The organism is Serratia sp. LSHTC3 (genome assembly GCF_057197125.1).
Genome location: NZ_JBXUNP010000003.1, coordinates 261,012 through 283,075 on the forward strand (window position 1 = coordinate 261,012; position 22,064 = coordinate 283,075).

Sequence of the window (22,064 nt, forward strand, 5' to 3'; positions counted from 1 at the left end):
TCTGAGCATAGAGCAGTTTAATTTGTCACCATTGAAGCATGTATGGTGTGTGATTAAAACTTGGTATGTAACGTTTGCCCATTGCCGGGTCATACACGCGCCCGTTATACGGCTGCAGCATTTCGACAATCAGCGTAACGATACTTTTTGGTGTGTAGTACTGGCCGCCTTGTTTGCCTTCCGCCAGTGCAAACTGGCCGAGGAAATATTCGTAAACGTGTCCAAGAATATCTTTGCTTTTTAAGCTGAGCTTCTCGCCGTTATATTCTGGTTTGCTGAAGTTTGCGTCGGAGAAGGTGTTGATGAGGCCAGTCAAAACCTCATTGCCCAGTTGGAATTGGCTGATGCGGTTCAAAATACCTTTCAGTTTTGGGTTGGTTTTTTCAATTTCATCCAGCGCATTGTCGATAAGCCAAGAGACCGATCGCAGTTTAATTTCTTGGCCTGTGGTCTTATCGACCCATAATACCGTCCCGGTCGGCAGCATGGCTTTGTTTTTCAGCGTTTCCCAGCGTGCGGCTTTGGGTACCCAGAAGACGTTTTTCTCGGTGTAGTAATCTTCGACCTCTAGTTCTTCCTGGATCGCTTGAGCGTACTCTTCATCAGAATCGTAATCGTCGCGTGACATGGCATAGATGTTGTCCGGGTTGCCAACATCGCGGAACAAAGTGATCAGCTCCTGCTGGCGAGCCTCGAAGGCATCGGAAACATATTTTAGAAAGATCAGCCCCAGGACTACATGCTTGTAGTTGGCGGCATCCATATTGGCACGCAGCTTGTCGGCGGCCTTCCAAAATTTGTTATCCAGCTCGTTTAAGAAAAGCTGCTCGTTGTTATGCATGAAAATCCTCAAGAAACGCTAAATCTGAACTAGTCATTTGGAATGTGTATCGCAAAATGATACCCGCAAGCAGAGCAATCTTAAACGACATAAGCCAACTAAAGGGACAAAATACGGCATGGCCACACATCGGCCAGGAGATATGTGCTCGGCCTCTAAGAAATTACCGATTTTGCAAGGGGATCACTGGTCGAAGTAGTCGCTATCGAGTTTAGGAACCTTCAGTAACGTTGAGCTGACACCCACCTCATTATCCATCATCAGATGCACTAGTCGGTTACCGTCGATAAGTACCATGCCTTCTACCGATTGCGCGTAGGCAACGGCATGCTTGGTAAAGCCAGATGTCGTGATGAATACTCCCCGTTTAGCCTTTTGTCCCACAAGCGCACCGTAGAATGCATGCAACTCAGGGCGGCCTACGGTGTTTTGCCAGCGTTTGGCTTGCACATACACTTTTTCTAAGCCGAGCTTGTCTAAAGAAATTACGCCATCAATCCCCGCATCACCGCTGCCTCCGACTCGCTTTAAATCATCGCGGTGGCCGCCGTAGCCCAAACGGTGCAGCACATCCAGCACGATGACCTCGAAGCGGCCTGGGGATACTTGGCTTAGATTCTCCAGCAGTTCCGTTGCAACCGCATCGCGGATCTCTTTGATTGATTGTTCCAGGCGATCGTCTGGGCTATTTGTTAACATCGCTTCGGTGAGAAGGGATTCTGTAACCGGGTCCAAATCCACTGCATCACTATTTTGTTGAAGTTTGACGTTGGTATAAGCCAAAGCGAGGTGTTCGACTTCTGCTGCAGTAAGCGGGTTTGGATGCTGTTTTAACCAGTCGATGCCTTTGGCAGTTAAGCACCATTTGCCTCTGGATAAGCTGTGTGAGAGCCCAGCACGTTTCAAACGATCGTGAGCCCAGCCAGTACGGTTCTTGTAAACCAATTGGCCGCTGGCGATGGTCTCTGCCCGTTGTTCTTCGTTTAGGTTGAGTATGTCTGCTGCTGCATCTTGCACATCCCGAGCAAGTGCGCCTTCGGGCTTAGTAGCCAAAAAGCGAAGCACTGGCTCGATGAATTGGTCGTAGGTAGGTACTGACATGCTGAGGTTCCCTGTTATTCTTTATTATTCCTATGATACTGCACAAACTCGGTTTTGAATTTGACTGGTAGCACGCTGTTGTCGGCAACTTTTAACCGATAGTGGCCTCTTTCAACTCCAACTTCACCATCAGCTGCTTATTCACCTCTTTCCCATCCACCCCGCTATGAATCCGGCGATGGCAAGTTGGGCAGATGGCGCCCACCCACTGCGGGTGGTCGGGGCCTTCGTCGGCTAGGCGTTTAGTGTGATGGGGTTCGAGGTAGGGGTCACCATTTCTTTTCTTGAACGGTGCCGGCTGGTCGCAGGCTTCGCAGATGCCATTGGCGCGCTTGAGCACGTATTTTTTTACGTCTTCGCTGCGTTTGAACCAGGATTTTTTGCTGTCGCTCTGTTGGCGTTGGCCTGATTGCTTTGAGGACTGCAGTGCCTTCTTGCGCAACTGCTCGAGCGTCTCCGTTTGCGTATCGGCTTCATCGGTGTCTGCTTCTTCTTCAACCGCATGCAGTGACGAGACTTTGAACAGGTTAAAGGTAATGCCTTGGCGCATGTTATTTTCGAAATCTAAGCACTGAATGTGATCCCAAGAATCGCACTCAAACATGCCAAGATAGCGAACGCCTTTTTCTTTCTTGTTGTCTTCAAACAGGAAGATGTCTTTGCCGTCTTTTTTATGGTCGCGGATGGATTTATTGCCACGAATAAATTCCATAGGGCCTTTTTGGCCTTCTCCCGTATAAGAGAAGCTGCCTTCGGCTGTCCATCCATCTTTGTAGCCGTAGGTTTCGCCGCTTTCTCCGGTGAAGATAAAGATTACCGGGAATTCCCGCGGGGTCCATATGCCGCCTTGCAGCTGCCCGCCGTAAAGCTCGATAAGCGCTTTGCGTGTGTACAGTTTGCCCTCGGTTAAATAGTCAAAAGGATGTGGCGTTTCGACGATCTCAAAACCGAGATCTTTAAGAAATTGGATGGCTTTTTCCGTTCCGCTATCGGCGTTGATTCCCTTTAACGGATAGCCATGCTGCTCACTGTATGCTCTAGCGGCAATGCCTCGGATGTCGTACTTTTCGCCATTATAAAGAAGGGTGGATTTTTTAAATCGCTTTATTTTATGTTGTTTTAAGAATTCATCTCGGCCAAGTTTTTTATATTCTTCGATGGTTTTTAAAACGGATTCTTTTGAAGATAACGCCTCTATTGCAGTTGCCAAAACCACTCCCTCATATTACCGAGTAGGCTCTGGGCAATGTGCTTGCTGACGAGAGCAGTATGCATCAATACCCAGCAGTTAACTCATCGATTTACCGAATGCGTTAACTATGCCAGGTAGGGGAGGAAATGCCTACCTTGATGAATGCTTTTGTTGTGATATGTCAGTCAGATCTATTGTAAATCCTGAGTGGGAAGGGCGACGAGTGCAGGCATCGCCCTGATTGCCATTTATGTTAGCCGCAGGCTTCCATCTCCCGCAACGCCCGCCCGTAAAGGTTACACAGCGCAGGAACCAGATGCGCTGTAGCATTGAGATAGCGATTCAACTGTTCCCAGCCTTCGGCATCCAGCTGCGGGTGCTTTTGCAGTAAATGGCCGAACAGCATCAGGCCGTGGCACAGCCCTTCCGCCTGTTCGGCAGAGAGGGCTGCCAGGTCTAAGAGTTCTGAAGGGTTAAAAGCGCTGAGATCGAGGTGGTTAAACAGTTGGCGGTAGAGGGTGAGGGTACTTGTGGTGTTGTCGGTGATGGCGACATTTTCCATGCGTCTTTATCCTTAGTGTGTAGTATGCGTACTACCACATGAGACGCTAAACCCATGGTGGTAGCCCAAGCGGAGTTAGCGTTACCGGACACGAAGGAAACCGGCGCTTCTTGCGAAGCCCCCACTTGGGCCACCATAATTCTGGATGTTTAAAGCCCCAGCATTATATACATAATGCTGCCTTGTGTAAGTGTTCGGAACGCTAACTCCGGCTGCGGATTTTGCCGCAGCAGGAAAACTATAGCGTTATCAGTAAAAGGAACAAATAACCTGTATGGAATTACAGGCTATTTCATGTCTAATATGGAATGAGTATCGCAGTTAATGAGTTGTACAATTTAACTATTGATTCTATGAATGCTCATCTTATTTATATTCTCTTGTTCTGAATGTCTTTATTTGAATTATTATTTCAAGGGTGGTAAATAAATTCAAGAAGTGAATTTGTCATGAGGTTTTTCATTGTTTTATAAATAAGTAAATATAATCTAGACTGGCTGAGAAGTAGTCGCTAAGATTTCGATTTAAAATGGTCATAGGGAATTTGGCTCATGCTTACGAAAGAACAGAAAGGCCAACAAGTGAAAGAGGGAACATTACGGCTTATGACGTTGGGTGAAATAGCCATGGCTCGACGTGTTTTCGGTAAGTCGATCGTCTACAACCGTGTATGGATTCATTGCGATAGTTACTTACCCTTTGGTTTACAAGGTAAGCATGTTGGTATGTCGCCCAACGGCGAGATATATTTCCGAGAGGAGGAATACCTGGCTGATTTCTCTAAGGTAAATAATTACGCAAAACAACATTTCTTTATTCATGAGCTTGCCCATGTTTGGCAGCATCAGCATGGGCAGTGGGTCCGCCTCAGAGGTGCCTTTAGTTGGGCAGCTAATTACACTTATAGGTTGGACGCTAATAAGACGCTCACAAAGTACTCTTTGGAACAACAAGCTTGTATCGTTGCCGATTATTGGTTGTTAATACAATATGGCTATGATGCTTGGGCATATGGTATTGGGCGTTTTGTGAATTACACGGGTCCCCAAAACAATAGAATTCGTCTACAGTACGAGCAGGTTTTAGCCGAGTTTTTACGTCAGAGGTAATCATGAAACGGATCTTCCCCCTCGCATTTCCCTTCCTGCTCGCAGGCTGTCCGTCGATAGGCGATCGTATCCCCGTAGACTATCCCGCTACCGCCAACCTGCGTGGGGGCAAAGTATGCATCACCGTTCAGCCGCAGGGAGACGAAAAGCTTGCGGGCATCTCGATCTACCGATTGGATGAGGTGCAGAGCCGCACGTTCAAATTCTTCGATCCGCTGCGGGATATCGCCCCCAATCAGTGCGTCCCTGATGAGGGCTACGTATTTACGCCGGGGCAGCAATACCATTTCTCCGCGAAGCTGGTCTCCATCAAGAAACAGCAGGCGGGTGAGTTTCCCTCTGCGCGTGAATTTGTCGCCGAATTCGTTGTGCAGCAGGAAGGCAATCAACTGAGGTTGGAAGCCCTCCGTACCCCACGCTAACCCCACCGCCCAAACCTACCCCAAATCCCCACCATTGCTGGCAATCACTTTCTTATACCACCAGAACGATTTCTTGCGGGTGCGGGCGAGGGTGCCGTTGCCCTGGTCGTCGCGGTCGACGTAGACAAAGCCGTAGCGCTTGCTCATTTCGCCGGTCGAGGCGGCCACCAGGTCGATGCAGCCCCAGGTGGTGTAACCCAGCACCGGCACGCCGTCGGCGATGGCGTCGGCCATGGCGCGGATGTGTTCGCGCAGGTAGCTGATGCGGTAGTCGTCTTCTATCTCGCCTGCTGCATTGAATTCGTCGTGTGCGCCCAGGCCGTTTTCCACCAGGAACAGCGGCTTTTGGTAGCGGTCGTACATCATGTTCATGGTGATGCGCAGCCCCAGCGGATCGATGCCCCAGCCCCAGTCGCTGCGCGGCAGGTGCGGGTTCGCCAGCGATTTCACCACGTTGGCGGCGCTGCTGTTGTTGTCGTTCATGTCGGCGGAGGCGCAGCGCGAGGCGTAGTAGCTGAAGGAGACGAAGTCGACGGTGTGCTTCAGGATGTCGGCGTCTTCCGGTTCCATGACGATGCTGACGCCTTTCTCACGGAAGACGCGGGCGGCGTAGGAGGGGTAAGCGCCGCGCGCCTGCACGTCGATAAAGAACAGGTTCTCGCGGTCTTTCTCCAGCGCGGCCCACACGTCTTCCGGCTTGCTGGACCACGGGTAGAAGTTGCCGCCGGCCAGCATGCAGCCCACCTGGTTGGCGGGGTTCACTTCGTGGGCGATGCGCGTCGCCAGCGCGCTGGCCACCAGTTCGTGGTGCGCGGCCTGGTATTTCACCTGTTCGGGGTTTTCGTCCGCTTCAAACACCAGCCCGGCGCCGGAGAACGGGCTGTGCAGCAGGATGTTGATCTCGTTGAAAGTCAGCCAGTATTTCACCAGCCCGTCGAAGGTTTCGAAGCAGGTGCGGGCGTAGCGGGTGAAGAACTCCACCATCTTGCGGCTGCGCCAGGAGCCGTATTCGGTCACCAGGTGCATCGGCACGTCGAAATGGCACAGGGTCACCAGCGGTTCGATGCCGTATTGGCGGCACTCTTCGAACAGGCTGCGGTAGAAGGCGATGCCCTCGGGGTTGGGCGTCAGCTCGTCGCCGTTGGGGTAGATGCGGCTCCAGGCGATGGAGGTGCGGAACACGGTAAAGCCCATCTCCGCCATCAGCGCGATGTCGTCGCGGTAGCGGTGGTAGAAATCGATGGCGTCATGGCTGGGATAAAATTCGTCGTCGCGCAGGCTAAAGCGCTTCTCCAGCCCGAGTTTGACCGCCATGCGGTGTGGGCCGTGCGGGATCATATCGACGGTGGTCAGCCCTTTGCCGCCCTCGCGATAGCCGCCTTCCGCCTGGTTGGCGGCTAAAGCGCCGCCCCATAAAAATCCTTTAGGGAATGTTGAATCGGACATGCAATCCTCTGGTGTCTCATTGCGTTGCACCGGCGGCGTTCGCCGCCGGTGCGGTTTGGCCGGGCGCGGCGGCGTTTTCCGGCAGATCCTCGAAGCCCAGCATCAGCGTGAGCGCGAACGACAGCACCACCGAGAGCGCCATCACCGCCACCACCCACACGATGCTCATCGGGTTGGCCGGATCGAAGAACTGCACGCTGGTGAACAGCCCGGGCGAGGCCATCGAATGGCTGGCCAACCCGCCGATGCCGGCGACCGCGCCGCAGACGAAGCCGCTGATCAGGCTGGCGATCAGCGGCCGCTTCAGGCGCACCGCCACGCCGTACAGCGCCGGTTCGGAAATCCCCGCCACGATGGCGGAGGCGGCAGCGGCCAGCGCGGTCTGGCGCAGCTCGCGGTTTTTGGTTTTCAGCGCCACCGCCAGCGAAGCGCCGCCCAGCGACAGGTTGGCGCCGATCTCCGAAGGCATCACCATGCCCTCTTTGCCGGTCTCGGCGATGGTCTGGATGATGGTCGGGGTAAACACCCGGTGCATGCCGGTGATCACCAGCAGCGGCCAAATCGCCCCCATAATGGCCACGGAAAGCCAGCCCAGGTAGCCGTGCACGGTGTACACCAGCGCAGAGATGCCGCTGCCGATCCAGATGCCGAGCGGCCCGATAAGCAGAATGGCGATCGGCGCGGCGATCAGCACGATCAGCATCGGCTTGAGGAAGTTCTTGGTCACCGCCGGGGTGATGCGATCCACCCCGCGTTCGATGTGCGACAGGATCCAGGTCATCACCAGCGCCGGGATCACCGTGTAGGTGTATTTCACCGCCGTCACCGGGATGAAGGCGAATTCCACCGCCTGGCCCTGCGCCGCCTTGGCCATCAGATCGATAAAGTTGGGATGCACCAGCACCCCGGCGATGGCGATCGCCAATGACATGTTGGTTTTGAACTTCAGCGCCGCCGAGGCGGCGACCATCACCGGCAGGAAGAAGAACGCGCCGTCGCCGATCACATTGAGGATGACGAGGGTCGAGGAGCCTTTCTCGAATACCCCGGCCATATCCAGGATCATCGCCAGCAGCTTCACCATCGAGCCGCCGATGATGGCGGGGATCAGGGGCGACATGGTGCCCACCAGCGCGTCGAGAATGCCGGCGCCGATGCCCTTCAGGGTAAGCTGGCGTTTCACCGGGGCGGCGGGGGATGCTGCGCCCGGCATGCCGAGCGCCAGCACCGCCTGATAGGCTTTGGCCACCTCGTTGCCGATGATCACCTGGCACTGTTCGCCGCTGTGCACCACGCCCAGCACGCCGTCGATGGCCTTCAGCGCCGGTGTGTCGATCCGCGTTTTGTCTTTCACCACGAATCTCAGGCGGGTCATGCAGTGGGTCACGGCCTCGATATTGCCCGCGCCGCCCAGGGCGGCCACGATGGCGTGCGAGATTTCTGCGTAGTTCTTCGGCATGGCGTGTCGTCTCTCAGATAGCAATTCGGATAGCCCAAAGGCGAATATTTACTGCCTGGGCGATCCGTCGTTCCATCCGTATGAAACGCCCATAAGAAACCGGTTTCACAAAATCATGTATTGGTGTTTTGTAGCTGGCAAGAATTATGGTTTTTGGCATTGCGTTTTCGTGATCTGGATCGTTAGGGGTAAGCGCATACCGATGTGCAGGGGTGTGAAAACGTTCCAAACGCCGGGCGTCTTGGGTAGACTGCGCTGAACCCATGGATTTTGGCGGCGCACAGATGGCAACGATACTCGAGGTGGCGAAAAAGGCCGGCGTTTCAAAGGCGACGGTGTCGCGCGTTTTGTCCGGCAGCGGCTATGTCAGCGAGGAGAAACGTGCGTTGGTGGAAAAAGCCATCGCGGAAACCGGCTATCGGCCCAACCTGCTGGCGCGCAGCCTGGCGACCAACACCACCCAAACCCTCGGCCTGGTGGTCACCAACACCCTCTACAGCGGCAACTATTTCAGCGAACTGATGGCGCAGTCGGCGCGCATCATGGAGGCGAACGGCCGCCAACTGATCCTGGCGGACGGCAAGCACACCGCCGAAGAGGAGCGGGCCGCCATTCAGTTTTTGCTGGATCTGCGCTGCGACGGGGTGATCATCTACCCGCGTTTTCTGTCGATCGCGGAAATGGACGAGATTGTCTCCCAACACCGCCAGCCGATTCTGGTGATCAACCGGCGGCTGCGGCTGAACGACAGCTACTGCATCTTCAGCGATCAGCACGCCGCCGGCGCGGCGGCGGTGGCGCACCTGATCGCGCGCGGGCATCGCGACATCGCCTTTATCACCGGCTCGCTCGATTCCCCCACCGGGCTGGAGCGGCTTTCCGGCTATAAATCCGCGCTGGCGCAGCAGGGCATTGCGGTTAACGAGGCGTTGATCGTCGAAGGGAAATGGCACGCGCAAAGCGGCGTGGCGGCGGTTGATACGCTGCTGGCCGGCGGGCAAACGTTCAGTGCCATCGTCGCCGGCAACGACGAAATGGCCATCGGCGCGATGAAGCGGCTGGCGGAGCGTGGCGTGGCGGTGCCGGAGGCGGTATCGGTCATCGGCTTCGACGACATCCCGCTGGCGCCCTATACCGTGCCGTCGCTGTCGAGCATGAAGATGCCGGTCACCGAGATGATCCAGGAGACCATCAACCGCCTGCTGTCGATGCTGGACGGCGGCGAGCTGAGTAAGCGCCCCAGCTTCCCGGCCAGCCTGATCGAGCGCGAGTCGGTGGCGGCGGGGCCGTACGAGCGGGATTGAACCCGGAAATGCGTCCGGGGGGTTAAGGTCCAGGCTGGCTGCCTAAGCCCTCGTCACTCGGCGCAGCGATGTCATCCTGCCACCATGCTTTTCCGCGGCGGCGTTTCAGCCGTTTCCCCTTACCACCCTGAGTAATAATCTGAAAGAGCGCCCCAAGACTGCTCTTTCGAGCCGCTATACGTTATGTTATCCCCCGAAAGTTTGGCCGTTCCCACCCGCCTTTAGCGGTTGAAAGCATCGCGCTTTCTTCTGTCTCGGCATGGCTTCCTGCGTTGCGTCGGTGAACGGTTTCACTGGCCAGCCTTGCGGCCCTGCGGATGAATGGCCTGAGCATGTCGCCGTCCGGCGGCAATACCCGAGCGACCACCAGAGATTGGCGTCTGTGAGCCAAGGGCGGTAGCGTAGCCATCCGGCGTTTCCGGCGACAATATCCGAACACGACGGTTGCGTGCCGACCTAAAACCAACAGAGCTGCGATGCAGCTCTGTTGGTTTTAGGGGCTTGCTCGCGGCGGCGTGGTGGGAATGCTGTTATTCGATTACCGGCAGGGTGTTTACCCAGGAAAAAGCCTTTAGCCGTTTTATGCGCATGTAAAACAATGTGGCGATGAAATGACCACGGCGTATTTTAGAGGATTCTATGAAAATTATCGTTACCGGCGGTGCCGGGTTTATTGGCTCGGCCGTTGCCCGCCATATTATCAATGATACCGCTGATCACATTTTGGTGCTGGATAGCCTGACCTATGCCGGTAACCTCGAATCCCTGGCGCCGATCGCCGATAGCGATCGTTACTCCTTCGAGCAGGTCGATATTTGCGACCGTCAGGCGTTGGATCGCGTGTTCGCCGCCTTTCAGCCCGATGCGGTGATGCACCTGGCCGCCGAAAGTCACGTCGATCGTTCTATTGACGGCCCGGCCGCCTTTATCGAAACCAACATCGTCGGCACCTACACCTTACTGGAGGCGGCTCGCCAGTATTGGCACGCCTTGGACGCCGAGCGCAAGCAGGCGTTCCGTTTCCATCACATCTCCACCGACGAGGTGTACGGCGATCTGCACGGCACCGACGATCTGTTTACCGAAACTACGCCTTATGCGCCAAGCAGCCCGTATTCCGCCTCCAAAGCGGCCAGCGATCACCTGGTGCGCGCCTGGTTGCGCACCTACGGTTTACCGACCGTTGTCACCAATTGTTCGAACAACTATGGCCCTTACCATTTCCCGGAAAAGCTGATCCCGCTGACGATCCTGAACGCGCTGGAAGGCAAGCCGCTGCCGGTATACGGCAACGGCGCGCAGGTGCGCGACTGGTTATATGTAGAAGATCATGCGCGGGCGCTGTATAAGGTGGTCACCGAAGGCGCGGTGGGGGAAACCTATAATATCGGTGGTCACAACGAGCGCAAAAATATCGAAGTGGTGCAAACCATTTGCGCACTGCTGGATGAGCTGGTGCCGCACAAACCGGGTGATATCGCGCATTATGCGGATCTCATCACCTTTGTGACCGATCGCCCGGGCCACGATATGCGCTATGCGATCGACGCCGCCAAGATCGATGCGGAGTTGGGGTGGAAGCCGCAAGAGACCTTTGAAAGCGGCATTCGCAAAACCGTGGAATGGTATCTGGCGAACGAAGCCTGGTGGAGCCGGGTGAAAGACGGCTCCTATGCCGGCGAGCGTCTGGGTTTGACCCGTTAATCGATTTTTAAGGAAGAAGAATGAAAGGCATTGTTTTAGCGGGCGGTTCCGGCACGCGTCTCTATCCCATCACGCGCGGCGTTTCCAAGCAGTTGCTGCCGATTTACGATAAGCCGATGGTCTATTACCCGATCTCGGTGCTGATGCTGGCGGGCATTCGGGATATCCTGATCATCTCCACTCCGGAAGATATGCCCTCCTTCAAGCGCTTGCTGGGTGACGGCAGCCGTTTCGGCATCAATCTGAGTTATGAAATTCAGCCGAGCCCGGACGGCCTGGCGCAGGCCTTCCTCATTGGCGAAGCGTTCATCGGCGGTGACAGCTGCGCACTGGTGCTTGGCGACAACATTCACTTCGGCCAGGGCTTCGGCAACAAGCTGGAGTCGGTGGTGAAGCGCAGCGAAGGGGCGACGGTTTTCGGCTATCAGGTGATGGACCCTGAACGTTTCGGCGTGGTGGAGTTCGACGATAACTTCCGCGCGTTGTCGCTGGAAGAAAAACCGGCCGTGCCGAAATCCAACTGGGCGGTCACCGGGCTTTATTTCTATGACCATCACGTGGTTGAGATGGCCAAGCAGGTGAAGCCGTCGGCGCGCGGTGAGCTGGAAATCACCACGCTCAACCAGATGTATCTGGAACGCGGCACGCTGAACGTCGAGCTGCTGGGGCGCGGTTTCGCCTGGCTGGACACCGGCACGCACGACAGTTTGATCGAGGCCTCTCAGTTTATACACACTATTGAGAAGCGTCAGGGCTTCAAGGTCGCTTGTCTGGAAGAGATCGCCTACCGAAAAGGCTGGTTGACGCGTGAGCAACTGGCCACCGAAGCCAAGCTGCTCGGCAAAACGCTGTATGGCCAGTATCTGTCGCAGCTGATCGCGGAAAAATAACCCCGGCCCGCCGTGCTTTGAACACCCGGAGCGTGGCGGGGCACTGGACGAACCTGCATATAGAGCGGATATGAGCACTGTACATATTTGTCCTCTGGATAAATTTATTCCTTCATTCATTGAATTTGTGAATGAGAAATTCGATCCCGATGAACACACGTTTTGGGTCTATGGCGATAAGGTGCGTTTCGCTTTGCCGCCGGCGGATAACGTTCACTATCTCGGGGCGGATCTGTTTGGTAACGTCAAGCCGACGTTGAAGTTGATGAAGGCCATTCAACGTCACGATCGGGTGATTCTGCACAGCTTCCACGGCATCAAGATGGCGCTGTTGCTGCTGTTGACCCCTTGGGTATTAAAAAAATGCTATTGGTTCATATGGGGTGGTGACCTTTACCAATACCAAATCGGCAAGCGTAACTTCAAATGGCGCCTGACAGAGCTTCTCCGCCGCCCGGCCATTAAGCGTATGGGCAACTTTGTCACTTACATCAAGGGCGATTACGAGTTGGCTAAAAAGTGGTACGGCTGCGCCGGCCGGTGGCATGAGTGCCTGCTGTATACCAGCAACGTATACAAGAAAAACGTCATTGATGAACGTGCGGTGGGCGAGGACGGTAAAACCACCATTCTGCTGGGTAATTCTGCCGATCCAACCAACAATCATTTTTCCGCGTTTGATATATTGGAAACGTACAAAAACGAGAATATTGAGCTCGTCGTACCGCTTTCCTATGGCAATAAACGCTATGCGGCAGAAGTGGTGGCCGAAGGCACGCGGCGCTTTGGCGAGAAATTTGTCCCCTTGACCGACTTTATGCCTTTCCAGCACTACCTGGCACTGCTGGGGAAAGTGGATATCGCGGTGTTCAACCATCATCGCCAACAGGCGATGGGTAACACCATTTCCCTGCTGGGGCTGAAAAAAACGGTGTTTTTGAATCCAGGCACCACGCAGTGGGACTTCTTTCAAGAAAAGAATATCCAGGTATTGGATCTTCAAACGTTTTCGCTACGCAGCCTGAGCGCGGCGGAAAAGCATGACAACGAGCAAAAAATCGAAGCCTATTTCTCCGCTGAGAACCTTACCGCGCAGTTAAAGGCCGTCTTTACTTCCTGATGCCGCACGGCACATCGCCCCGGCATGCATTCAGAATCGACAACAAGGGATAACATGATACCGTTCAACAAACCACCGGTAACCGGCAACGAAATTCAATATATCAATGCGGCGTTGGAGAATGGGAAATTGTCGGGCGACGGCCCGTTCGGCAAACAGTGCCAGAAATGGTTTGAAAGCAAGCTGGGGTGCAAACACGCGCTGTTGACCCCATCTTGCACCGCCGCGCTGGAGATCGCCGCGCTGCTGGTTGATATCCAGCCGGGCGACGAAGTTATCATGCCAAGCTACACCTTCGTCAGTACCGCCAATGCCTTCGTGTTGCGCGGCGCGAAAATCAAATTCGTCGATATCCACCCTGAAACCATGAATATGGATGCAGCGCTGGTGGCTGCGGCGATCACCGATAAAACCAAAGCCATTGTGCCCGTGCATTACGCCGGCGTCTCCTGCGATATGGATGCGATCATGCGCCTGGCCGACCAGCATAACCTGCTGGTGGTTGAAGACGCCGCGCAGGGCGTCATGAGCAAATACAAAGGCGATTTCGTTGGCGTTAAAGGTCACCTGGCGGCTTTCAGCTTCCATGAAACCAAAAACTACACCAGCGGTGGTGAAGGCGGCGCGTTGGTGATCAATGACGAACGCTTTATCAAACGCGCCGAAATTCTGCGTGAGAAGGGTACCGACCGCAGCCAGTTCCTGCGCGGCCAGGTGGACAAATATACCTGGGTCGATTTCGGCAGCAGCTTCCTGCCGGGTGAACTGCAGTCGGCTTGCCTGTGGGGGCAGTTGGAACTGGCTGATGAGATTAACGATAACCGACTGGCGACCTGGCACAAGTACTATGCGAGCTTTGCGCCGCTGGCGGAGAAAGGGCTGCTGACGTTGCCGACCATCCCGGCGGACTGCGAGCATAATGCGCATATGTTCTATGTGAAGCTGAAGGATATCGAGCAAAGAACGCAGTTCATCGCTCACCTGAAGGCCTGTGGCGTGATGGCGGTATTCCATTATATTCCGCTGCACTCGGCGCCGGCGGGCAAGGTCTTCGGCACCTTCATTGGCGAAGACAACTACACCACCCGCGAAAGCGAGAGACTGGTTCGCCTGCCGCTGTACTACAAAATGACCGATGCCGATCAGAATAAAGTTATTGAAAGCGTAGTGAGGTTCTTTGAGTGAACGCCCGCAAGATCCTGGCGTTCGCCATCGGGCCGATCGGTAATGCCGCGCTGGGGTTGTTGACCCTGCCGGTCATTACCTGGCTGTTTTCGGCAGACGACGTAGGCCGAATCAGCATGCTGAATGTGGCCGTGTCTTTCTGCGTGCTGTTTTTCAGTTTGGGGCTTGATCAGGCTTACGTTCGGGAATACCACGGTGAAACCGATCGCGGGCAGCTGTTGAAGAACGTCGCTTTCCCCGGCTTGCTGATGATCGTAGTCATCAGTGCGGCGTTCCTGCTGTTCCCCGGCAGTTTGTCCGCGTTGCTGTTCGAACAGAAAGACACGGCGATAAGCTGGCTTATCATGTTGATTCTTTTGGCGTCGTTCATCAACCGTTTCTTGTCCCTGATACTCAGGATGCAGGAGAAGGGGATGGCGTTTTCGCTCAGCCAACTGATGCCCAAGCTGATGACGCTGATCGTCATTGGCCTGTGCTATGTTCTGTTTACCCAGCATACGCTGATGCAGTTGGTGGTGGCGAACGCCGTCGGTTTTATCGCCGTGTCGCTGATGCTGATGTGGTCTTCCCGGGCGGATTGGATAGCCGCACTGCGCAGTTCGCTGGACTACGGCAAACTGAAAGCGATGCTCAAGTTTGGCTATCCGCTGATCTTGGGCGGGTTGGCGTTTTGGGGGTTAACCACTGTCGATAGGATGTTCGTGCGAGCCTATTCCGGCTTTGAACAGCTGGCGATCTTCTCGGTGGCGGTTAGCTTCGCCGGCGTGGCGAGCATCCTGCAAAGTGTGTTCTCTACCGTGTGGGCGCCGATGGTGTACAAGCTGGCGGAGTCTAACGAAGGCGGCGAACAGCAGATGGTAACCAAGGTCACGCAGTGCATGCTGATTGCCGTGGTTTGCCTGTTCAGCCTGGGTGGGCTTTTTTCTTGGATTACGGATTATGTTTTGCCCAAAGAATACATTGACGTTAAGTATGTTCTTATTGCTTGTCTGGGCGCGCCATTGCTTTATACGCTTTCCGAGACCACGGCGGTGGGGATCGGTTTAAGTCGAAAAACGCTCTATTCTATGTTTGTTTCATTAGTTGCTTTGGTCGTCAATATCACCTCAAACGCATTGCTGGTGCCACGTTTCGGCGCCGGTGGCGCGGCGGTAAGCACCTGTCTGGCCTTCTGGGCATTCCTGATCCTGAGAACGGAGTTCTCGATTATCAGCTGGAAGACCATGCCACGTTTTGAAATGTATTTCTTCACTTTCCTCTGTCTGGCGGGGGCATCGGTTTCAGCGCTGGCAGGCGAGAAAATGAAATATGAGCTGTTTGTCTATTGGGGTGTCTTACTGGCCGTGGTGCTGGTGAGGAACCTCAGGTTCCTTAAGTCGTTCGCCAAACGATAACGCTTTCGGTCAGGCAACCCGTTGCGGGTTGCCGCCGTTTTCCCCATTTCTTCTTCTCATCATGACAGCGCGATCTCGCTGACGTCTCCTCTTGCTCAACGCAGCCGCCCCCGAATCTCCTCCTCCGGCAGATCCACACCAATAAATACCAAGGTGCTCTTGCGCTCTTCCTCCGGCAGCCATTCCCGATCCCAGTCGGCGTTATACAGCCGCTGTACGCCCTGGAACAGCAGGCGGCGCGGTTCGTCTTCGATGGACAGAATGCCTTTGTAGCGCAGCAGGTTGTCGGCGTATTCCAGCAGCAGGCCTTCCATCACCTCGGAGATTTGCATCAGCGGCAGCGGGCGCTCCAGCGTTACCACGATCGAGCGGATGTCGCTCTGCGGCTGCGGGATGCGGTGGAACAGCGGGGCGGGCGGCGTCAGGTTCAGCTTGTCGTTCAGCGTAAAGCCTTCGATGTCGAACAGCACGCTCAGATCGATATCGCCGTGCGTCACCTTGTACACCGGCGCGCGGGCGTTCATCCGCTGCAGCCGTTGGATCAGCGCCTCGCAGTCCGGCGCCACGTCGGTTTTGGTCAGCAGGAGGCGGTCGGCGTAGCCCACCTGCGCCTGGGCGATGCTGAACTGGCTCAGCTGCTGCTCGGCGTGTGCCGCGTCCACCAGGGTGATGATGCCGTCCAGCAGGAAGCGCTCGCACAGGATCTCGTGCGAGAAAAAGGTCTGGGTAATCGGGCCGGGATCGGCCATGCCGGTGCATTCGATGATCAGCCGGTCGAACGCTAGCTGGCCGCTGTCGACGCCGTCCAGCAGATCCAGCAGCGCGTCCGCCAGTTCGTTGGACTTGCTGCAGCAGATGCAGCCGTTGCTCAGGGTGGTGATGCGGCTGGCGCGATCGCCGATCAGCGCGTCGTCGATCGGCACTTCGCCGAACTCGTTCTCGATGACCGCGATTTTATAGCCGTGTTCGGCGTTCAGGATGTGGCGCAGCAGGGTGGTTTTGCCGGCGCCCAAAAAGCCGGTCAGGATGGTGACTGCAATGGGTTTCATACGGGTCCTTGTGACTGCGGGTTAACAGCAGCGCATGCCGCCTTTGCCGTCGCCGCCGTAGCGCGCTTGCTGGCGCTCGCGGAAAAATTCTTTATAGGTCATCACCGGCTTGTCCGGGTGGTTGTCTTTCATGTGCTGGACGTAGGTATCGTAGTCAGGCACGCCCACCAACATGCGCGCCGCCTGCCCGAGGTACTTTCCCGCCTGGCCAAGATTTCCGAACATAGTTTCTTACTCCCAAATACCCTGCTTACCCTTCGTCTTTCGAACCGCAGCGGTGTTGGCTGCACTCCCGAACCCCAGTCACTTACTTGAGTAAGCTCCTGGGGATTCGCTCACTTGCCGCCTTGCTGCGGCCCGAAATCCTTTGGGTACCGGTTAACTTTCATGTCGGTACTGCATAACTGATTTTATTATGCAGGGTATCCGTTAAATCACATCAATGCTGGGTCGAAACTTTGACCTCCCCCTCAGTTACGCCGTCGGCGGGCGCGGCCTGCGGCACCGGCACGTAAGGCGTTTCCTGGTCGGTGCGTTTCGGATTCTTGTGCGCCGCCATCGCGGTTTTCACCCCATAGAAGATGATGCTGTACACCACCAGCAGGAACAGAATGCTCAGTCCGGCGTTGGTGTAGTTGTTCACCACGATGTGGTTCATGTTGGCGATCTGCTGGGCGCTCAGCTCGGCGCCGCCTTCGGCGATCTTGCGCTTGTATTCGCCGGCCAGGAAGAAGAAGCCTTCCAGCTGCGGGTTGTCGCTGAACAGCTTCAGGCCCAGCGCGTAGGTGGTGCAGATCAGCAGCCACACCGCCGGCAGCACGGTCACCCAGATGTATTGGGTGCGCTTCATCTTAATCAGCACCACGGTGCCCAGCACCAGCGCCACGGCGGCCAGCATCTGGTTGGAGATGCCGAACAGCGGCCACAGGCTCTTCACGCCGCCGAGCGGATCCACCACGCCCTGATACAGCAGGTAGCCCCACAGCCCGACGCAGCCGGCGGTGCCGACAATGCCGGCCACCAGCGAGTCGGTTTTCTTCAGGAACGGCACGAAGTTGCCCAGCAGATCCTGCAGCATGAAGCGGCCGGAGCGGGTGCCGGCGTCCAGCGCGGTCAGGATGAACAGCGCCTCGAACAGAATGCCGAAGTGGTACCAGAAGCCCATGTTGGCGCCCGGAATGATCTGGTGGAACACGTGGGCGATGCCCACCGCCAGCGTTGGCGCGCCGCCGGCGCGGTTCAGCACCGAAGGTTCGCCGATGTCGGTGGCGGTCTGCAGGATCTGTTCCGGGCTGATGACGAAGCCCCAGGAACTGACCGCCGCCGCTGCGTGCACGGTCACGTCCTTCAGCGAAGCCATGATCATCGGCGCGTCTTCGGTGCCCAGGCGGTGCAGGTCCGGCATGGTGATGCCCAGCGCCGCCGGCGGGGTGTTCATGGCGAAGTACAGGCCCGGCTCGATGATGGACGCCGCCACCAGCGCCATGATGGCGACGAAGGACTCCATCAGCATCGCGCCGTAGCCGATAAAGCGCGCGTCGGTCTCATTGGCCAGCAGCTTCGGCGTGGTGCCGGAGGCGATCAGCGCATGGAAGCCGGAGACCGCGCCGCAGGCGATGGTGATGAACAGGAATGGGAACAGGGTGCCTTTCCACACCGGGCCGGTGCCGTCGACGAACTGGGTCACCGCCGGCATTTTCAGCTCAGGGTTGAGGATCACGATGCCGATCGCCAGCCCGACGATCACGCCGATTTTCAGGAAGGTGGCCAGGTAGTCGCGCGGCGCCAGGATCAGCCATACCGGCAGCAGGGCGGAGACAAAGGCGTAGCCGATCAGCGTGAAGGTGATGGTGGTGTCTTTAAAGGTCAGCGCCGGGCCCCAGTACGGGTCGTGCGCCACCACGCCGCCGAACCAGATGGCGGCCACCAGCAGCACGATGCCGATGACTGACACTTCACCCACGCGGCCGGGGCGCAGGTAGCGCATGTAGATGCCCATAAACAGCGCGATCGGCACGGTGGAGCAGACGGTGAACACGCCCCACGGGCTTTCCGCCAGCGCTTTCACCACGATCAGCGCCAGCACCGCCAGGATGATGATCATGATCAGGAAGCAGCCGAACAGCGCAATGGTCCCTGGTATCGGCCCCATCTCTTTTTTGATGATCTCACCGAGCGAGGCGCCGTTGCGGCGCGAGGAGATGAACAGCACCATAAAGTCCTGCACCGCCCCCGCCAGCACCACGCCGCCCAGCAGCCACAGCGTGCCGGGCAGGTAGCCGACCTGCGCGGCCAGCACCGGCCCCACCAGCGGCCCGGCGCCGGCGATAGCGGCGAAGTGGTGGCCGAACAGCACGTTCTTGTTGGTCGGCACGTAGTTGAGGCCGTCGTTGTTGACCACCGCCGGAGTGGCGCGGCCGGCGTCCAGCTTCATCACCCTGGTGGCGATGTACAGGCTGTAGTAGCGGTAGGCCACCAGATACACCGCCACCGAAGCGACGACGATCCACAGCGCGCTGATGTGTTCGCCGCGGCGCAGCGCCACCACGCCGAGGCAGGCTGCGCCGAGTATCCCCAGCAGCATCCACGGAATGTGCTTTAAAATCCCCTCTCGTTTCATGAGGTATCCTTAATTCCAGTCTGCAAAATATGAATGAACTCATCCGCTTGTAAGAGATGTCAGAGTGGCGCGGTGAGCCGTAGCGTCTTTCCCGAGGTAAGGCGGGTTTAGGAACAGCTCATCATCGCTGGGGGTAAGGGGGGAAGACAGGCGTATTTCGCTCAGCGGTCAGATCCGCCGGGTGAACGGTTGGATTGGCGGGGTGAGCGGTTTGCTGCATAACCAACAGCCGCCCGCCAGCCGCTGTTGCCAATGCAGCACCCGCTTTAATCCGCCGGCTTTAAACCCTCGGTTTATCAGCCAGATGCCTTAACGCGGCGGTTGGCACGCATTCTGCTATCGGATTTATAACCAAAACAAGGTTTTCAATATTTGTAAATCGATAATGGTTATATGCGTGCCGCATCACGGCGCCAACGAGCAGAGGGAGAGAAGCATGTCAGCAGCAAACCACTCGCAGCAGCCTATTCAGTTCGCCTACTGGGTGCCGAATGTCTCCGGCGGTCTGGTGATCAGCAACATCCCGCAGCGCACCGGTTGGGACATCGGCTACAACCGCAAGCTGGCGCAGATTGCCGAGCGCGCCGGTTTCGACTACGCGCTCACCCAGATCCGTTTCACCGCCGGTTACGGCGCCGACAACCAGCACGAGTCGGTGTCGTTTTCGCAGGCGCTGCTGGATTCCACCGAGAAGCTGAAGGTGATCGCCGCGCTGCTGCCGGGGCCGTGGAACCCCACGCTGGCGGCCAAGCAGATCGCCACCATCAGCCACCTTTCGGAGGCGCGCATCGCGGTCAATATCGTCAGCGGCTGGTTCCGCGGCGAGTTCAAGGCCATCGGCGAGCCGTGGCTGGATCATGAGGAGCGCTACCTGCGCTCGGAAGAGTTTATCCGCTGTTTGCGCGGCATCTGGGCCGAGCCCAGCTTCAGCTTCGCCGGCGATTTTTATCGCTATCGCGACTACTCGCTGAAGCCCAAGCCGCTGGATCCGCTGCCGGAGATCTTCCAGGGCGGCAGCTCGCGGGCGGCGCGCGACATGGCGGCGCGAGTCTCGGACTGGTACTTCACCAACGGCAACAGCGTGGAGGGCATTCGCCAGCAGGTGGACGATTTGCAGACCAAGGCCAGGGCCAACCAGCACCGGGTCAAGGTGGGGGTGAACGGCTTCGTCATTGCCCGCGATACCGAGCAGGAAGCGCAGGCGGTGCTGCAGGAGATTATCGATCACGCCAACCCGGAGGCGGTGCAAGGATTCGGCCATGAGGTGAAGAACGCCGGGGCGGCTTCGCCGGAGGGCGAGGGCAACTGGGCCAAATCCTCGTTTGAGGATCTGGTGCAGTACAACGACGGCTTTAAAACCAACCTGATCGGCACGCCGCAGCAGATCGCCGAGCGCATCATCGCGCTGAAAGACGCCGGGGTGGATCTGATGCTGTTGGCGTTCCTGCACTTCCAGGAAGAGGTGGCGTTCTTCGGCCGCGAGGTGATCCCGCTGGTGCGCGAACTGGAGCGCCAGCGGGCGGCGGCCTGAGTTCAGTAAACCTGCCTGCCGTTGATGCCGGTGGGGAAAATGCCGGTGGCGAAAATATGCCCGTTGGCCTGGATCTGGTCGTCGGGCAGCATCTCCAGCGGGAACTCGCCCGCCAGGCAACTGAGAAAGGCGTTGCGATCGTCCGTGGTGGTAAAGCCGATCAGATCGTAGAACAGCAGCGAAGCGATCAGCTGGCGATGTTCCGGGATGCGCCGCAGCAGCGCCGCCGATGGAAACGGCAGGTGGAAGAAGAACGCGCAGGCATTCAGCAGCCCCTGCTCCTTCAACGCCTGGGCGCAGGGCAGCAGCTGGTAGTCGTCGATACAGACGATGTCGCCCGGGCACAGGTGCTCGCAGGCGATATCGGCGAAACGGCAGTTCAGCTGCCGGTAGGCGCGGTAGTTTTCCGGCGTGAAGTGCGCCTTCTCCGGCTGGTTGTGGAACACCGGCCACAGGCCGTCGTGGTAGTAGCCCTGATAGTGGCGGCGAAACTCCTCGATCGACAGCGGGAAGGTCACCTGATCGTAACCGGCGCGTTGGCGGCAACTGATCGGGCGCTGCGCGAAATTCTGCACGTCGCCGTTCCAGCCGAGCCACAGCCCCGGTTCGGCGTCGGCCGCCAACGTCCGGCCGGCGCAGGCCAGATCCTTGCCGTCGCATTGTTTGTTGGAAATCAGCACCAAACGAGACATCGGGTTCTCCTTATCAGTGCAGGGCGCGCGGGGCGTGCGCCGCGCAGTCGGCGCGCCAGGGCGCTTGCAGCACGGGCAGCGTGACGCGCAGGCCGCGCAATGCCGGATGCGCCAGGCAGCAGCGCGTCAGCCAGCTTCCCAGCCCGACGCCGCGGTATTCGGCGCTGACGAACAGCTCGCTCACCGAGGCGAAGGTGGCGTAATCGGTCACCATACGGGCGAAGCCGAGCTGGTGGCGTTTGCGGTACAGGCCAAAGCACAGGCCGTGGCGCGCCAGGCGCTCCGCCGCCGCCCGATCCGGCAGGCTGAGGAAACGCTGGATCGCCTCGATATCCAATAGCTGCCGATCGGTGCTGATATGAAAAACGCCTTTGCGCCAGCAGAGCAGCGGCTGTACGGGGGCCAATTGCGGTTGCATGTTCATGATTATCCTTAGGTTAACG

At 57.1% G+C, this 22,064-nt stretch carries 20 protein-coding genes and 1 pseudogene; 9 read left to right on the plus strand and 12 right to left on the minus strand.

Features of this window, described 5'->3' with window-relative positions; all coding sequences use genetic code 11:
* Positions 1-76: 76 nt before the first annotated feature.
* The 5 genes and pseudogenes from AC2CGI_RS14060 to AC2CGI_RS14080 form a co-directional block, all read right to left on the minus strand.
* Positions 77-841: pseudogene (locus AC2CGI_RS14060) on the minus strand (type I restriction-modification system subunit M N-terminal domain-containing protein); the annotation flags it as partial.
* Between the two features lie 183 nt (positions 842-1,024).
* A complete protein-coding gene (locus AC2CGI_RS14065; RefSeq protein ID WP_076740893.1) occupies positions 1,025-1,942 on the minus strand; it encodes a restriction endonuclease in 918 nt (305 codons plus the stop codon).
* 91 nt (positions 1,943-2,033) lie between these two features.
* Positions 2,034-3,152, minus strand: a complete 1,119-nt coding sequence (locus AC2CGI_RS14070; protein ID WP_076740894.1) for an HNH endonuclease — start codon at positions 3,150-3,152, stop codon at positions 2,034-2,036.
* 235 nt (positions 3,153-3,387) lie between these two features.
* Positions 3,388-3,696 carry a hypothetical protein gene (locus AC2CGI_RS14075; protein ID WP_076740895.1) on the minus strand — a complete coding sequence of 103 codons (309 nt, stop codon included), beginning with the start codon at positions 3,694-3,696 and terminating at the stop codon, positions 3,388-3,390.
* Entirely contained in the window at positions 3,591-3,833 is a 243-nt protein-coding gene (locus AC2CGI_RS14080; RefSeq protein ID WP_076740896.1) for an ash family protein, read from the minus strand. Before AC2CGI_RS14080 ends, AC2CGI_RS14075 begins: the two co-directional genes overlap by 106 nt.
* Before the next feature lie 414 nt (positions 3,834-4,247).
* Between AC2CGI_RS14080 and AC2CGI_RS14085 the strand changes: the two genes are divergently transcribed.
* Complete coding sequence (locus tag AC2CGI_RS14085; RefSeq protein ID WP_004933327.1) at positions 4,248-4,805, plus strand: hypothetical protein; 558 nt, start codon at positions 4,248-4,250, stop codon at positions 4,803-4,805.
* Between the two features lie 2 nt (positions 4,806-4,807).
* The gene (locus AC2CGI_RS14090) at positions 4,808-5,227 is read left to right on the plus strand and encodes a putative T6SS immunity periplasmic lipoprotein (RefSeq protein ID WP_076740897.1); all 420 of its coding nucleotides are present in this window, start codon (positions 4,808-4,810) and stop codon (positions 5,225-5,227) included.
* A gap of 15 nt (positions 5,228-5,242) precedes the next feature.
* Here the strand turns inward: AC2CGI_RS14090 and AC2CGI_RS14095 are convergent, their stop codons facing one another.
* Both AC2CGI_RS14095 and ascF read right to left on the minus strand, forming a co-directional pair.
* Positions 5,243-6,673, minus strand: a complete 1,431-nt coding sequence (locus AC2CGI_RS14095; protein ID WP_076740898.1) for a 6-phospho-beta-glucosidase — start codon at positions 6,671-6,673, stop codon at positions 5,243-5,245.
* 16 nt (positions 6,674-6,689) lie between these two features.
* Positions 6,690-8,132, minus strand: coding sequence for a PTS cellobiose/arbutin/salicin transporter subunit IIBC (gene ascF / locus AC2CGI_RS14100; RefSeq protein WP_076740899.1), 1,443 nt, complete (start codon positions 8,130-8,132; stop codon positions 6,690-6,692).
* Positions 8,133-8,416: 284 nt separating this feature from the next.
* Between ascF and AC2CGI_RS14105 the strand changes: the two genes are divergently transcribed.
* The 6 genes from AC2CGI_RS14105 (at position 8,417) to AC2CGI_RS14130 (ending at position 15,729) form a co-directional block, all read left to right on the plus strand.
* A complete protein-coding gene (locus tag AC2CGI_RS14105) occupies positions 8,417-9,436 on the plus strand; it encodes a LacI family DNA-binding transcriptional regulator (RefSeq protein WP_130054890.1) in 1,020 nt (339 codons plus the stop codon).
* Between the two features lie 639 nt (positions 9,437-10,075).
* The gene (gene rffG / locus AC2CGI_RS14110) at positions 10,076-11,140 is read left to right on the plus strand and encodes a dTDP-glucose 4,6-dehydratase (RefSeq protein WP_015376481.1); all 1,065 of its coding nucleotides are present in this window, start codon (positions 10,076-10,078) and stop codon (positions 11,138-11,140) included.
* A 20-nt stretch (positions 11,141-11,160) separates the two neighbouring features.
* On the plus strand, positions 11,161-12,030 hold the full coding sequence (rfbA, locus tag AC2CGI_RS14115) for a glucose-1-phosphate thymidylyltransferase RfbA (protein ID WP_015376482.1): 870 nt from the start codon (positions 11,161-11,163) through the stop codon (positions 12,028-12,030).
* 70 nt (positions 12,031-12,100) lie between these two features.
* Positions 12,101-13,150, plus strand: a complete 1,050-nt coding sequence (locus tag AC2CGI_RS14120; RefSeq protein ID WP_075686282.1) for a TDP-N-acetylfucosamine:lipid II N-acetylfucosaminyltransferase family protein — start codon at positions 12,101-12,103, stop codon at positions 13,148-13,150.
* Between the two features lie 54 nt (positions 13,151-13,204).
* Positions 13,205-14,335, plus strand: a complete 1,131-nt coding sequence (gene rffA, locus AC2CGI_RS14125; RefSeq protein WP_015376484.1) for a dTDP-4-amino-4,6-dideoxygalactose transaminase — start codon at positions 13,205-13,207, stop codon at positions 14,333-14,335.
* Complete coding sequence (locus tag AC2CGI_RS14130; protein WP_015376485.1) at positions 14,332-15,729, plus strand: lipopolysaccharide biosynthesis protein; 1,398 nt, start codon at positions 14,332-14,334, stop codon at positions 15,727-15,729. The genes rffA and AC2CGI_RS14130 overlap by 4 nt, the downstream gene beginning before the upstream one ends.
* Positions 15,730-15,824: 95 nt before the next feature.
* Here AC2CGI_RS14130 and yjiA read toward each other — a convergent pair whose 3' ends face one another.
* The 3 genes from yjiA to AC2CGI_RS14145 all read right to left on the minus strand — a co-directional run bounded on the left by yjiA (position 15,825) and on the right by AC2CGI_RS14145 (position 19,398).
* Positions 15,825-16,778 carry a GTPase gene (yjiA, locus tag AC2CGI_RS14135; protein WP_076740901.1) on the minus strand — a complete coding sequence of 318 codons (954 nt, stop codon included), beginning with the start codon at positions 16,776-16,778 and terminating at the stop codon, positions 15,825-15,827.
* A 21-nt stretch (positions 16,779-16,799) separates the two neighbouring features.
* Positions 16,800-17,003, minus strand: a complete 204-nt coding sequence (locus AC2CGI_RS14140) for a YbdD/YjiX family protein (RefSeq protein ID WP_004953088.1) — start codon at positions 17,001-17,003, stop codon at positions 16,800-16,802.
* 214 nt (positions 17,004-17,217) lie between these two features.
* Positions 17,218-19,398: a carbon starvation CstA family protein gene (locus tag AC2CGI_RS14145; protein ID WP_015376487.1), complete on the minus strand. Its 2,181-nt coding sequence runs from the start codon at positions 19,396-19,398 to the stop codon at positions 17,218-17,220.
* A gap of 436 nt (positions 19,399-19,834) precedes the next feature.
* On the opposite strand from AC2CGI_RS14145, the gene sfnG reads away from it, so the two are divergent.
* Positions 19,835-20,929, plus strand: coding sequence for a dimethylsulfone monooxygenase SfnG (gene sfnG, locus AC2CGI_RS14150; protein ID WP_049239726.1), 1,095 nt, complete (start codon positions 19,835-19,837; stop codon positions 20,927-20,929).
* Between the two features lie 2 nt (positions 20,930-20,931).
* Here sfnG and AC2CGI_RS14155 read toward each other — a convergent pair whose 3' ends face one another.
* Together AC2CGI_RS14155 and AC2CGI_RS14160 are read right to left on the minus strand one after the other, a co-directional pair.
* Positions 20,932-21,621, minus strand: coding sequence for a trehalose-6-phosphate synthase (locus AC2CGI_RS14155; protein WP_015376488.1), 690 nt, complete (start codon positions 21,619-21,621; stop codon positions 20,932-20,934).
* 13 nt (positions 21,622-21,634) lie between these two features.
* Positions 21,635-22,045, minus strand: a complete 411-nt coding sequence (locus AC2CGI_RS14160; RefSeq protein ID WP_015376489.1) for a GNAT family N-acetyltransferase — start codon at positions 22,043-22,045, stop codon at positions 21,635-21,637.
* Positions 22,046-22,064 lie beyond the last annotated feature (19 nt).